Origin of the sequence: Amycolatopsis thermophila, from assembly GCF_030814215.1 — a bacterium.
Classification (GTDB): domain Bacteria; phylum Actinomycetota; class Actinomycetes; order Mycobacteriales; family Pseudonocardiaceae; genus Amycolatopsis_E; species Amycolatopsis_E thermophila.
Genome location: NZ_JAUSUT010000001.1, coordinates 2,546,871 through 2,560,322, shown reverse-complemented (window position 1 = coordinate 2,560,322; position 13,452 = coordinate 2,546,871). Strand labels below are relative to the sequence as shown.

The window sequence follows — 13,452 nt, the reverse complement described above, 5'->3', positions numbered from 1 at the left end:
CTCTCCTCACGCCGCCAGGTGCTTGCCGAAGAAGTCGAAGATCCGCCGCCAGCCGTCGACCGCCGCCTCCGGGCGGTAGCTGGGCCGGTCGACGGCGAAGAACGCGTGCCCGGCGCCTTCGTAGCTGTGGAACTCGTGCGGCTTGCCCAGCCGGTCCAGCTCGGCGGACAGGGTGGCGACCTCGTCCGGCGAGGGGTACTTGTCGTCGGCGCCGAACAGGCCGAGCAGCGGGCACGACAGCCGCGGCGCGAGCCCCAGCAGCGGCTTCATGCCCGCCATCTGGGGCGGCGGATCGCCGACGACGAACGCGCCGTAGCAGTCGACGGCGGCGTCGATCTGGATGCTGCACGCGGTCAGGAAGGTCTGCCTCCCGCCGGAGCAGTAGCCGATCACGCCGATCTTGCCGTTGGCGCCGTCGAGTCCCTTGAGGTAGGTCGCCGCGCCCTCGACGTCGCCGACGAGCCGGTCGTCGGGCACGCCGCCCTGGGCGCGGGCGGCCGCCGCCGCGTCGTCGGGATCGGCGCCGGGCGCCTCGCGCGTGTAGAGGTTGGGGCAGATCGCGTGGTAGCCGTTCGCGGCGAAGCGCCGCACGATCTCCTTGGTCGCCTCGTCGTAGCCGGGCATGTGGTGGATCACCACGACCCCGCCGCGCGGCGCCGGGTCGAGGGGCCGGGCCAGGTAGGCCTCGATCTCGTCCCCGCCGTGCCCGGTGATCGTGACGGTCTCGGCCCGCATCGCATCGCTCATGGCGCCAGCTTGGCACGGCGCCGGGCGCTCGTCACACCGTTACAAATGCCTGAGCCGTCGCATAACCGACGAACGCGGCGCCCACCCCGGCGGCCACGCTGACCACCATGTTCAGCACCGCGTAGAAGTAGGCCCGCTGCTCGATCAGCCGCAGCGTCTCGAAACTGAACGTGCTGTAGGTGGTGAGCGCGCCGCAGAACCCGGTGCCGAGCAACGCGAACGCCGGCGTCGGCAGCGCGGCGCCGGTCAGCGCGCCCAGGATGAGACACCCGGACAGGTTGACCAGGAGCGTGCCCCACGGAAACGGCCCGCCGTGCCGGGACTGCACGACGCGGTCGGCGAGGTAGCGCACGGGCGCACCGACGATCGCGCCGGCGATCACCAGGACGGCGATCAACGGACCGCCACCTCGCGGTGCGCCGCGGTCCGCCGGACGGTCACGCGGCGGGTCAGGGCCACACCGGCGATGACGGCGAGCATGGCGGCCAGCAGCGTCCCGCCGAGGTAGGCGAACGCGACGGCCGCGTGGCCGGGCGTCAGGAGCCCGTGGAACTCCACGGCATAGGTGGAGAACGTCGTGAAGCCGCCGAGCACGCCGACGCCGACGAACGGCCGCACCAGCCGGTGCGCCACGCGGACCTCGGTGACCAGCACCATCAGCACGCCGATCAGAAAACACCCGAGCACGTTCGTGACGAACGTCGCCCAGGGGAAGTGCCCCGCGGCGGTCGGCCACGCCTGGGCCAGGCCGTATCTGGCTAGCGCGCCGACCGCACCGCCGGCCGCGACGACCGCCACGACGGGGGCCTGCGACCGGCGAGTGGTGGTGGCCGCACCGGGATCACCGCTCACGACCACCACCGTAACGTCTCACTCGCCCTGCTTCGGCTCCTCGATCAGGTCCTCGAGCAGGCGGTCGAAGTCGAACTCCTCGCGCAGCGCCTCGAAGATCGGCGTGTCAGTGAGGACCCGCTCGTCGGTTTTGCTCATCGCACTCATCTCCCTCGCCCGCGCGTGCACTCCCACACGGTTCGTTTTCGCAGGAAGAGCGCTCTCCCCTCGCCCTTTTCGTCCTGCGATCGGGTTAACGGGAGGTAATATTACCTACTCACCGTGAACACGCACGGGACAACAGCGGAAGCACAACGCAGATCACACCCGTGACAAGGGGCCGCCCGCGCGCGATACTGGTGGGTAGAGGCGGTGCGGGCGATGGCACTCCACGGCGAAGAACAGCGACGACTGTCGGAAATCGAGCGGCAACTGGCCGCCGAGAACCCACGACTTGCGCAGCGGCTGGCCGAGCTCCGGCCCATGCGCATCTCCGGCATCCTGCTGTCCGTCCTCGGAATCCTGTGCTCCCCGGTGATCGGGCTGTTCCTGCTCGTGGCCGCGGCCCAGTCGCACGTGCTGATCCTGTTCGTGATCGGGACCGTGTTCACCTCCGTGATCCCCACGGCGCTGATCTGGCGCGCCTGGCTCCACCGGTTACCGTGAGTCACTCCGCGGCTGCGGAGTCCGAGGGCGGCTTCGGAGCCGGGCGCGTGTCGCGCACCGCCTGGTTCGACAGGAGGTTCGGCACGACGAACCAGAGCACCGCGAAGGTGATCCCGACCAGCCCGCAGACCACCGCCATCGCGATCGGGCCGTAGACCACCTTCGCGATCAGGGAGACCGTCGCGGTGATCGCGGCGGCCAGGCACACCAACCCGGCCAGCACGGCCTTGTTGCCGGCGCGCAGGATGTCGTCGCGGCGGCCGGCGCGGAACAGGATCCGGTGCCACGCCGCCGGCGCGGACAGCAACGCCGTGGAGACGACCGCGAGCAGGACCGCGGCCAGGTGCACCGCCTTCTCGAACCCGCTGGCCTCGCGGAACTGGTTGGTGAACACCACGGACAACAGGAAACCGAACAGGATCTGCACCCCGGCCTGCGCCACCCGCAGCTCGCCGAGCAGCTCGTTCACGTTGCGCGCGAGTCGCTGGTTCGGGGTCTCCTCATCGTGACCGGACACAATGATCAGCCTATGGGAGGAATTGCGCGGACACTGGTTGGCGAGTAGACGGGAAACCATGCGAATCGTCCCCGTTGGCCTGGTCGCGGCGCTCGCGCCGGCGGCCGGGTCGGGCACCGCCTCCGCCGCGACGCCGGCGCAGGTCGGCCGCGGCGCTGACCTGGTGCGTTGGGACGGGACACTGGTGCCGGCGGGGGCGACGGCGTCGACGGTGTCCGCGGCAGGCACCCTCACCGCGCCGGCCGTGCGCGGCCTGGTCCCGCACCGGGCGTACGGCGCGCACGTGCACACCAAGCAGTGCGGCGCGTCCCCCGGCGACGCGGGCCCGCACTACCAGCACGTGGCCGACCCGGTGCAGCCGTCGACCGGCCCGGCCTATCTGGCTGGACTTCACCACCGGCGCGACGGGCAGCGGCCTCGCCGTCTCGCACGTGGACTGGACGTACGGCGACCGGCTTCGGTGGGACCCGGGTCGCGCCGGGACGGCGGGTCGGCGTCTGGCCTGCCTGGACCTGCAGTTCGGACAGGGGTGACTCGCACGGCCCGGTGAATCCCGGCATGAGCCGGACCCGCGTGGGTACGCCGCCAACATCGGCGAGGGGAGTGGCGATGGAAGCGACCCCGGACGACCATCCGGTGTGGGTGACCAGCGCGGACGGAGCGGCCGAGCACGCGGTGCCCGACACGGCCATGGCGCCCGGCCTCGAACTCGAGGCCGTGTGCGGCGCCAGGTTCCTCCCCGCCGCGATGACCGCTCCACCGGGCAAGACGTGCCCGGAGTGCCTGGCGCACCTGCTGGTGCCCGCCCCGCGCGAACCCGAGCCGCGCCGGCTGTGGCGCCGCTACGTCGCCAAGCACTGACCCTCGCACGCGCGCCCAGCGACGCCAGCGCCCGCGCGCCTCACCACCCGACGCGACCGCCCTCCGCACACTGCCCGCCCCTCGCACGCGCGCCCGGCCCCGCCAGCGCCCGCGCGCGCCCCACCACCGGACCCACAGCTCGACGCGACAGCCTCTCCGCACCCAGCCCAACCCCGCACGCACGCCCAGCCACGCCAACGCCCCGCCGGTCCGCGCGCCTCACCACCGGACGCCCCCCGGGCGCCGAGTGCGGGCGCGTCAGCGCCGCCCCTCCAGCCGTCACCGCCGCTGCGTCGAGGCCCGCACCACGAGTTCGGGCTTGAACACCACCGACCGGTGCGCCGGCCGGTTCTCCGGATCCGCGGTCTCCGCGATCAGCAACTCGGCCGCCGTCTGGCCCAGGCGCCGCGCGGGCTGCCGCACCGAGGTCAGCGGCACGGCGGCGGCACCGGCGAACTCGATGTCGTCGTAGCCCACGATCGCCATCTCGTCCGGCACCCGCACCCCCGCGCCGACCATCGCCTGCAGCACCCCCAGCGCGAGCAGGTCGTTGGCGCAGAACACCGCCGTCGGGCGCGGGCTCCGCCCCAGCAGCCGCGCACCGGCGTCCCGCCCGGACACCACGTCCAGCTCCGCCGTCTCGATCACCGTCAGCTCGGCCGCGGACCCCTCCAGCGCGGTCCGCAACCCCTGCTCCCGGTCCCGGCACTGCGTCAGGATCCGCGGCCCGTTGACGAACGCGATGTGCCGGTGCCCGGTCTCCAGCAGGTGCCGCCCGGCCAGCTCCCCGCCTGCGAGGTCGTCCACCGACACCGAGCTCGCCTCGTCGGCCGGGACCTTGCGGTCCACGAACACGTACGGGATCCCGCTGCGGCGGAACGTTTCCAGCGCCGCGCCGGAGGTGTCGACCGGGCTCAGCAGCAGTCCCCGCACGCGCTGCTCGGCCAGCAGGGACAAGTAGGACTCCTCGCGGTCGACGCGCTGGCCGCTGTTGCAGGTAATGACGTTCAGGCCCTCGTCGTGCGCGGCCTGTTCGGCGCCGCGGGCCAGGTCGACGAAGAACGGGTTGGCCAGGTCGAGGACGAGCAACGCCATGATGCGGCTGCGGCCGGCCCGGAGCTGGCGCGCGGACTCGTCGCGGACGTAGCCGAGTTCCTCGATGACCGACAGCACGCGTGACCGCGTGGCGGCCGAGACGATGTGCGGCCGGTTGACCACATTGGACACTGTGCCGATGGAGACCCCGGCTCGCCGGGCCACATCCTTGATGCCAACCATGCGTCCCCTCGTTCTGCGAGGTCACCCACCCTAGCACGTCTGAAACGTTCAATGCTCTGAACGGAAGCTTGTGATTTGCCCACTACCGGTCTAATCTGCCTCCTTAATACGTTTCAAAATGTGACCCGCGTCAAGGAAGACGAGGAACCCCACATGACCTCACGCGAAGCGATCGGGGCCAGTGCCGTCGAGGACGGCGGGACGATCAGCCGCCAGCAGTGGCGGTGGTCGGTGCTGGCCGGCATGGCCTCCTACCTGGACGCCGGTTCGATCGTCGCACTCGGCGCCGGACTGGCCCTGTTCCAGAGCTACCTGGGCCTGTCCGACGGCGCGGTGGGCGCGCTCGCCGCGATCGGGCCGAACGCCATCGGCTGCGCGATCGGCGCGTTCATCGGCGGCCGCCTCGGCGACAAGCTGGGCCGGAAACGGATCTACAAGTACGACCTGCTCGTCTACGCGGCCGGCATCCTGTGCATCGCGCTCGCGGTCAACGCGCCGATGCTGTTCATCGGCACGTTCGTCGTCGGCGTGGCGGTGGGTGCCGACGTGCCCACGTCACTGGCGCTGGTCGGCGAGTTCTCCCCGTCCAAGGCGCGCGGGAAACTCCTCGGCTTCACGCAGGTCGCCTGGAACGTCGGCCCGGTGATCGTGCTGCTGCTGTCGCTGGCGCTGACCCCGCTGGACCTGCTCGGCACGCGGATCGTGTTCCTGCACCTGTTCGTCGTCGCCCTGGTGACCTGGGCGCTGCGGCGCGGGCTGTCCGAATCGGCCCGCTGGACCTCGGCCTCGTCCACCAGGGAAGTCAAGTACCAGCTGAAAGCGCTCTTCCGCGGCGCGCACCTCAAGGCCCTGCTGTTCACCGCGATCGTCTACGTGTTCTGGAACATCGCGGCCGGCACCGGCGGCATCTTCACGCCCTACGTCATCAAGACCCTCAACGCGGGCAGCCAGGCGGCCAGCGTCGCGTTGTCCTGCGCCGGGTTCGTGATCGGCATCCTGGTCACCACCCTGGTGTTCATGAAGTTCGCCGACCGCAGCCACAGCACGCGCAAGTGGATGTGGGGCATCGGCGCGGTGATGCAGATCGTGGCCTACGGCATCTACGTGGTGCTGCCGTTCAACATCCCGGTGATCATCGCGAACATCGTGTTGTTCGGCGTCGGCTGCTCGCTCGCCGGTGAGGCGTTCTACAAGGTGTGGAGCCAGGAACTGTTCCCGACGATGCTGCGCGGCACCGCCCAGGGCTTCACCTTCGGCGTGGCGCGCACGATGCTCGGCGTGTGGAGCTTCTTCCTGCCGACGCTGGCCAGCGGTGGGTTCACCCTCGCCGGCGGCCTGCTCACGCTGTTCCTGGTGATCAGCGGGGCGGTCGGGTTCTTCTTCATGCCGAACACCTCCGGCAAGTCGCTGGAGCAGATCGAGGCGGAGCGCGCGACCGCATGAGCTCCGACGAGCTGCTGACCCGGTTCACCGATCCCGGCCCCGAGTTCTCCCCGCTGCCGATCTGGTGGTGGAGCGGCGGCCGGGTCACCGGGGACCGGATCCGGTGGCAGATGGAACAACTGGTGTCGCAGGGCGTCCGGCAGGCGGTGGTGATGTGCCTGGCGCCGACCGGGCCGATGTTCGGTTCGCTGGCCGACGACCCGCCGTTTCTGAGTCCGGAGTGGACGGAGCTGCTCGACGGCGCCTGCGCGGACGCCGCCGAGCTGGGCTTCCAGCTGTGGATGTACGACCAGATCGGGTTCTCCGGGGCGAACTTCCAGGGCCGCCTCACCGCGGCCCGCCCGGAGTTCGCCGGGCTGGCCCTGCACCGCGAGCCGGACGGCACGATCGGCCACCACGTCAGCGGCTTCGACTACTTCGGCGAGGCCGCCTGCGCGGCACTGCTCGACCAGGTGCACGGCGAGCTGGAGCGGCAGGTCGGCCGGTGGTTCGGGACCGTCATCCCGGGGTTCTTCCAGGACGAGCTGCCGCCACTGCCGACGTGGGGGCACGACTTCGCGGAGACGTTCGAGGCCGAGTACGGGTACGACCTGGTGCCCCGGCTGTCCGCGCTGTACGAGGGCGCGGACCCCGAGTCCGCCCGGATCCGGCGGGACTACCAGGAACACCGCGCCCGGCTGGCCCGCCGCGCGTTCTTCGATCCACTGGCTCAGTGGTTCAGCCACCGGGGTCTGATCTGCGGTTTCGACCAGGCGAGCCCGGCCCGCGAAGGCGACCCGGTGGGCGGCGTCCGCATCTACGGCGACTACCTGGGCACGCATTCCGGGTACGGCGCGCCGGGCAGCGACCACTGGGGCGACGCGAAGGTGCACAGCTCGCTCGCCCACGCACACGGGCACCCGCGCACGTGGATCGAGGCGTTCCACTCGTCGGGCTGGGGCGGGACGCTCGAAGAGACCTACGACTGGCTCGCGCCGTTCCTGCGCCGCGGCGCGACCCTCTACGACCCGCACGCGGTCTACTACTCGACCGTCGGCGGCTGGTGGGAGTGGGCGCCGCCGTCGACCTGCTGGCGGCAGCCGTACTGGCCCGCCTACCACCAGTTCTCCGGTGCGGTGAGCCGGTTGTGCTCGGTGCTCACGACGGGGACGCACGAGTGCGATGTCGTGCTGCTGTCGCCGACCAGCACCGCGCAGGCCTACCTCACGCTCGACGGTCCCCTGCCGCCGGCCGAGCGCGCCGCGGCCACGTTCCACGCCCTCAACGGCGTCGGCACCTGGTTCGCCGAGGAACGCGGTGTGCTGGAGCGGGCCGGGATCGACCACGACACCCTCGACGAGGTGACCATCGCGTCCGGGACGGTGGTGCCCGGCGGGCTGCGGATCGGCCCGGAGACCTACCGGGCGGTGGTCCTGCCCGAGGTCGAGCTGCTGCTTCCGGCCGCGGCCGCGAGGCTGGCCGAGTTCGCCGCGGCGGGCGGCACGGTGGTCTGCGTGGGCGGCACGGCGGTCGAGGGCGCGCTCTCGGTCGCCGTGCCCGAGGACGTGCCGGGCGTGCTTCCGAAATCCCGGATCACGTCCGACGTTCCGTTCCTGCTGCGCCGTCACGGTGACCGGCACGTCGTGCTCCTCACCGCGCACGACGAGCGCACCGGCACCCGCGCGCCGATCATCGACCTCGACCGCGAGGAGTGGACCACCAAGGGTTTCCCGTGGGACGAGTACTGGCGGCAGCTGCACGAGGAGGGCTACGAGTTCGTCCCGCCGTCGGACCGCGTCGCACGGGTCACCGGCGTGACCGGGTGCGCGCAGCAGTGGAACCCGCGCACCGGGGAGCGCACGAACGTCCCTGTCGTGGACGGCGTGGTGGAGGTCGCCTTCACCGACGGCCCGATCACGCTGCTGGTGTTCGGTGACGACCTGCCGGAGGCCACGCACGTCCCGCCCGGGCCGGTCGTCCGGAGCGTGACGCTCGACGGCTGGCGCGCGCGTGCGGAGTCCACTCTGGACAACCGGCACGGCGACCTCGCCGATCCGTCGCGCGCAGGCGTCCTGCCGCTGGAGGTCTGGCGATTCGGGGACGCCGTCGCCGGGTACGGCGTGTTCGCCGAGGTCCGCGACGCGAACGGGTGGCGTCCGGCGGAGTGGTCGCTGTCGCGGGGCATCCGCAGCGACCCCGGCCACGGCGAAACGCTGGGCCCCAAGGGTTACGTGCCCGAGGAGTTCCTCGACTGGCGGCACGTCCGAGCCGGCGAAACCGTCGCCGTGCGGACGCATCTGCCACTGCCCGAGCGGGAGGGCCTGCACCTCGCGGTCGGCGCGAGTGCGGCGCGGCGGGTGTTCGTGGACGGTGCTGAGGTGCCGGTCGACGGCCCGGGGTACCAGTCGTTCAGCCCGCTCCCGTCCGACCGGACCGTCCGCGTGGAGATCGAGTTCACCGCCGACCAGGACGGCCCGCTGCGGGCGTCGTTCGCGGTCGTGACCGATCCGGCGGCCTACCGCAGGCCGGAATGGCTCGCCGGCGGCGAGATCAACCGCACCTTCACCCTCCACGAGATGCCCACCGACGCGACCGTGCAGGTCGCGTCGGAGGAGGCCTGCCGGGTGCTGGTCAACGGCACCGAGGTCGGCCGCCAGGGCGACTTCAACCCCTACCCCGGCTTCCGCGAGATCCGCATCCACCCCTACGACCTGCGCGAACACCTCCGGACCGGGGACAACACCCTCACCCTGATCACGTCCGGACCGGTGGCGGTCGACTCCTCCGATCCGCGGCTGGTCAGCGGCCCGGACTGGGGCGAGGTGCGCCGCACGCACAAGCGCGACCCGCGCTTCCTGTGCCTGCGGCCCCGGCCGCACCCGCTGCCCGGCGCGCACTGGCTCGAACCGGAGGCGGCCCCCGGCGACGTCGTGGTGCCGGTGGTCCCCGACGTCGAGCCCGCCGGGGAGCGCACCGAGTCCCTGATGTTCCCGGCTCCACTGGGGGCGGTGGCACTGCGGATCCCGACGGGCCTCGAGGTGGTCGTGCGGGTCGGCGAGACGGAGTACAAGCCGGCCGGCCGGCGGGTCGCCTTCCCGGCGCCGCTCGCCGCCGGCACCCCCGTCGAGCTGCGGTTCCGCGCGGTGGACGGCCGCCGGGGCGGCGCCCTGCTCGACGCCGGGATCGAAGTCGAGACCGCCGAGGCCCCGATCGAGCTGCGGAGCTGGGAGGACCTCGGGCTGCGTGCACTGGGCGGTCTGGTCCGGTACCGCACGACGGTCCAGGCACTGCCCGGTCGCGTGGTGCTCGACCTCGGCGAGGTACGCGGCACCGCGGACGTCCTGGTGAACGGGCAGCTGGTGGACCGGCTCGTGTGGGGTCCGTGGCGGTCCGAAATCTCGGACGCGCTCCGGCCCGGCGCTAACGAGCTGGAGATCGTCGTCCGGGGGACGCTCGCCGGGTACCTCGACGACGCGTCGCCGACGTTGGCCGTGGCCGCCGGGCAGGTCCGCACGGGCCTGTTCGGGCCGGTGCGGCTGGTACAGCACGAGAAGGAGAGCGATCGTTGACCGTCACCGCCATCCGATTCGAGCACCACGACACCGCACTGGGCATCGGCACCGGCACGCCCCGGCTGTCCTGGCAGGTGCGCACCGACGATCCGGAGTGGACGCAGACCGGGTACGAGGTCGAAATCGACGGTTCGCACACGGTCCGGGTCGCCTCGGCCGAGCAGGTGCTGGTGCCGTGGCCGTTCGAACCGCTGCCCTCGCGGACCCGCGCGACCGTGCGGATCCGCGTCGGCGACGAGTGGTCGGAACCGGCGACCGTGGAAACCGGGCTGTTGCGGCCCGAGGACTGGTCGGCGAGGTTCATCAGCCCGCGCACGATCGGCGGCATCGGGCAGCGTGCGCCGATCCTGACCAGAAGCGTCGAGCTGCGGCCGGGCATCGTCTCGGCGCGGCTGTACGCGACCGCGCACGGCGTCTACACCGCGTCGATCAACGGATCGCCCGTCGGTGACGAGGTGCTGGCGCCCGGCTGGACCAGCTACCGGCACCGGCTGCGGTACCAGACGCACGACGTCACCTCGCTGCTGCGCGAGGGGACGAACGATCTGGAGTTCCTGCTCGGCAACGGCTGGTTCCGCGGGCGGCTGGGCTGGAGCGGCCGCCGCGCGCTCTACGGCGACCGGCTCGCGCTGCTGGCGCAGCTCGAGGTCACCTACGCCGACGGCACCACCGAGGTCGTCGGCACCGACGAGCGGTGGTCGGCGCGGGAGAGCCGGATCGTCTCCGACGACCTGTACGACGGGCAGCACACGGACCTGACGCTCACCGAGTCCGAAGTGGACTCGGTCGAGGTGGTGGAGGCCGACCTCGGACGGCTCGTCGCGCCGGAGGGCCCGCCGGTGCGGGTGACCGAGGTGGTGCCCGCGGTGCGGGTGTGGTCGTCGCCGTCCGGGAAGACGCTGGTGGACTTCGGGCAGAACGTGGTCGGCTGGGTGCGGGTGCGCGTGCGGGACGCTCGTGAGGTCACCGTGCGGCACGCGGAGGTGCTGGAGAACGGCGAACTGGGCGTGCGGCCGCTGCGGTCGGCGAAGGCGACCGACACCTACGTCCTGCCCGGCGGCACCGAGACCGTGCTCGAACCGAGCCTGACCTTCCACGGCTTCCGCTACGCCGAGGTGTCCGGAGTGGACGATCTGCGCGCGGCGGACCTGGAGGCCGTGGTGGTCCACAGCGACCTGCGGCGCACCGGCTGGTTCACCTGCTCGGACCCGGACCTGGAGAAGTTCCACGACAACGTCGTGTGGGGCATGCGCGGCAACTTCGTGGACGTGCCGACCGACTGCCCGCAGCGGGACGAGCGGCTCGGCTGGACCGGGGACATCCAGGTCTTCTCGCCCACCGCGAGCTTCCTCTACGACTGCGCCGGGTTCCTCCGTTCGTGGCTGGCCGACCTGGCGGCCGACCAGCGTCCGGATGGCGCGGTGCCGTTCGTGATCCCGGACGTCCTGCCCGGCGACGATCCGACCGCGACGGCGTGGGGCGACGCGGCCGTCGTCGTGCCGTGGGTGCTCTACCAGCGGTTCGGCGATGCCGAGGTGCTGGCGCGGCAGTTCGACAGCATGCGCGGCTGGGTCGACAAGATCGCCTCGCTCACCACGGACGACGTGTGGGCCGGCGGGTTCCAGTTCGGCGACTGGCTCGACCCGGCCGCGCCGCCGGACGACCCGTTCGCCGCGAAGGCCGACTCCGACGTGGTCGCGACGGCGTACCTCGCGCGGTCCGCGGAGATCGTCGCCGACGCGGCGGAGGTGCTGGGGCGGGACGGTTCGAAATACCGGACGCTGTCCGAGCGAACCCGGGCAGCGTTCGCGCGCGAGTACGTCACCGGCTCGGGCCGGGTGCTCTCGGACGCGCCGACCGTCTACGCGCAGGCGATCGAATGGGCGCTGCTGCCGACGCCGGAACAGCGGAGCGCGGCCGGGCGGCGGCTCGCGGACCTGGTGCGCACCAACGGTTTCCGCATCGCGACCGGGTTCGTCGGGACACCGCTGATCACCGACGCGCTGACCGACGCCGGGTATCCCGGGCTGGCGTACCGGCTGCTGCTGGAACGGGGGTGCCCGTCGTGGCTGTACCCGGTGACGATGGGCGCGACGACGATCTGGGAGCGCTGGGACAGCATGCTGCCGGACGGGTCGATCAACCCCGGCGAGATGACGTCGTTCAACCACTACGCGCTGGGCGCGGTGGCCGACTGGATGCACCGCACGGTCGCCGGCCTGGCCCCGTGGGCTCCGGGGTACCGCGAGATGACCGTTCGCCCGGTCCCGAACGCGGCGCTCACCCACGCCTCGGCCCGGCACGAAACGCCCTACGGCGAAGCGTCCGTGGCCTGGCGACGGGACAGCGGGCGATTGACGCTGGAGGTCGTCGTCCCGCCCGGGGTGACGGCGAAGGTGCACGTGCCGGGCGATTCGGCGGTCGAGGTGCGGCACGGCCGGCACAGCTGGACGGTGCCGGATCCGTGCCTGGTGCAGCCGCACGTACGGACCGTTCGTGACCTGATCGGTTCCCCGAAGTGGGACGACGCGGTGTCGCTGCTGGTCTCCCACGGGCTCGCCGAGGACGCGGTGGACGCGGCGCACCGGGCGGGGCGCTACCTCGACCGGCCGGCGCCCGACCTGGCCGATTTCCTGGCGATGAAGACGCTCGCCGACGGGTCCACGGCGAAGCGGGCGCTGGAAAAGCTCCTAGAGTGATCCCGTGGAACTGATGCGACTCGGTGAGCGTGGCGCCGAACGGCCCGCGGTGCGCCACGACGGTGGCTTGTTCGACCTGAGCTCGGTGACGGCGGACGTGACCGGCGATTTCCTGGCCGACGGCGGGCTGGACCGCGTCCGGGCCGAACTGGCCGCCGGTTCGCTGCCCGTGGTGGCGGACCCGGGCCGGCGGATCGGCGCGCCGGTCGCCAAGCCCGGCGCGGTGATCTGCATCGGGCAGAACTACGCCGCCCACGCCGCCGAGTCCGGCTCCGCGCCGCCCGAACGGCCGATCATCTTCTTCAAGCACCCGAACACGGTGGTCGGCCCGGACGACGACGTGCTGATCCCGCCCGGCGCGACGAAGGTCGACTGGGAGGTCGAGCTGGCGGTGGTGATCGGGAAGCAGGCGCGGTACCTGTCCTCGCCCGGGGAGGCGCTGGCGCACGTGGCCGGGTACGCGATCGGCAACGACGTGTCGGAGCGGTCGCTGCAGATCGAGCAGTCCGGCGGGCAGTGGTCGAAGGGCAAGAGCGCCGAGACGTTCAACCCGCTGGGCCCGTGGCTGGCGACGGACATCGAGGACCCGCAGAAGCTCGGGCTGCGGTCGTGGGTCAACGGCGAGCCGCGCCAGAACTCGACGACCGCGGACATGATCTTCTCGGTGGCGCAGCTGGTGTTCGACCTGTCGCAGTACCTGGTCCTCGACCCGGGCGACGTGATCAACACGGGCACCCCGGAGGGCGTCGCGCTGAGCGGCCGCTACCCGTACCTGCGGCCGGGCGACGTGGTCGAGCTCGAGATCGACGGCCTGGGCAGGCAACGCCAACTGATCCGGTGACATCCAGGCCACGCGGGG

The 13,452-nt window shown here is 72.0% G+C and carries 11 protein-coding genes; 6 read left to right on the top strand and 5 right to left on the bottom strand.

Annotated features, from left to right (window positions below; translation table 11 throughout):
• Positions 1-6 precede the first annotated feature (6 nt).
• From FB470_RS12670 to FB470_RS12660, 3 genes are read right to left on the bottom strand one after another with little or no spacing between them, the layout of a single operon-like run.
• Positions 7-747: a dienelactone hydrolase family protein gene (locus FB470_RS12670; RefSeq protein ID WP_306991324.1), complete on the bottom strand. Its 741-nt coding sequence runs from the start codon at positions 745-747 to the stop codon at positions 7-9.
• Between the two features lie 31 nt (positions 748-778).
• Positions 779-1,144: a fluoride efflux transporter CrcB gene (gene crcB / locus FB470_RS12665; RefSeq protein WP_306991322.1), complete on the bottom strand. Its 366-nt coding sequence runs from the start codon at positions 1,142-1,144 to the stop codon at positions 779-781.
• Positions 1,141-1,599 (bottom strand): fluoride efflux transporter FluC, encoded by a 459-nt coding sequence (locus FB470_RS12660; protein WP_306991320.1) that lies wholly within the window; start codon positions 1,597-1,599, stop codon positions 1,141-1,143. The genes crcB and FB470_RS12660 overlap by 4 nt, the downstream gene beginning before the upstream one ends.
• A gap of 360 nt (positions 1,600-1,959) precedes the next feature.
• Between FB470_RS12660 and FB470_RS12655 the strand changes: the two genes are divergently transcribed.
• Positions 1,960-2,244 (top strand): DUF3040 domain-containing protein, encoded by a 285-nt coding sequence (locus FB470_RS12655; RefSeq protein ID WP_306991318.1) that lies wholly within the window; start codon positions 1,960-1,962, stop codon positions 2,242-2,244.
• Between the two features lies 1 nt (position 2,245).
• Here FB470_RS12655 and FB470_RS12650 read toward each other — a convergent pair whose 3' ends face one another.
• Positions 2,246-2,761, bottom strand: coding sequence for a DUF6328 family protein (locus tag FB470_RS12650; protein ID WP_306991316.1), 516 nt, complete (start codon positions 2,759-2,761; stop codon positions 2,246-2,248).
• A gap of 609 nt (positions 2,762-3,370) precedes the next feature.
• On the opposite strand from FB470_RS12650, the gene FB470_RS12645 reads away from it, so the two are divergent.
• Entirely contained in the window at positions 3,371-3,622 is a 252-nt protein-coding gene (locus FB470_RS12645; protein ID WP_306991314.1) for a hypothetical protein, read from the top strand.
• Between the two features lie 279 nt (positions 3,623-3,901).
• Here FB470_RS12645 and FB470_RS12640 read toward each other — a convergent pair whose 3' ends face one another.
• On the bottom strand, positions 3,902-4,900 hold the full coding sequence (locus tag FB470_RS12640; RefSeq protein ID WP_306991313.1) for a LacI family DNA-binding transcriptional regulator: 999 nt from the start codon (positions 4,898-4,900) through the stop codon (positions 3,902-3,904).
• Between the two features lie 153 nt (positions 4,901-5,053).
• Here FB470_RS12640 and FB470_RS12635 point away from each other — a divergent pair, with 153 nt between their 5' ends.
• The 4 genes from FB470_RS12635 to FB470_RS12620 are packed head-to-tail and all read left to right on the top strand — an operon-like array spanning position 5,054 to position 13,434.
• The gene (locus FB470_RS12635; RefSeq protein ID WP_306991311.1) at positions 5,054-6,343 is read left to right on the top strand and encodes an MFS transporter; all 1,290 of its coding nucleotides are present in this window, start codon (positions 5,054-5,056) and stop codon (positions 6,341-6,343) included.
• Positions 6,340-9,891, top strand: a complete 3,552-nt coding sequence (locus FB470_RS12630) for a hypothetical protein (RefSeq protein ID WP_306991310.1) — start codon at positions 6,340-6,342, stop codon at positions 9,889-9,891. Before FB470_RS12635 ends, FB470_RS12630 begins: the two co-directional genes overlap by 4 nt.
• Positions 9,888-12,593, top strand: coding sequence for a glycoside hydrolase family 78 protein (locus tag FB470_RS12625; RefSeq protein ID WP_306991308.1), 2,706 nt, complete (start codon positions 9,888-9,890; stop codon positions 12,591-12,593). Before FB470_RS12630 ends, FB470_RS12625 begins: the two co-directional genes overlap by 4 nt.
• 4 nt (positions 12,594-12,597) lie before the next feature.
• Complete coding sequence (locus tag FB470_RS12620) at positions 12,598-13,434, top strand: fumarylacetoacetate hydrolase family protein (protein WP_306991306.1); 837 nt, start codon at positions 12,598-12,600, stop codon at positions 13,432-13,434.
• Positions 13,435-13,452 lie beyond the last annotated feature (18 nt).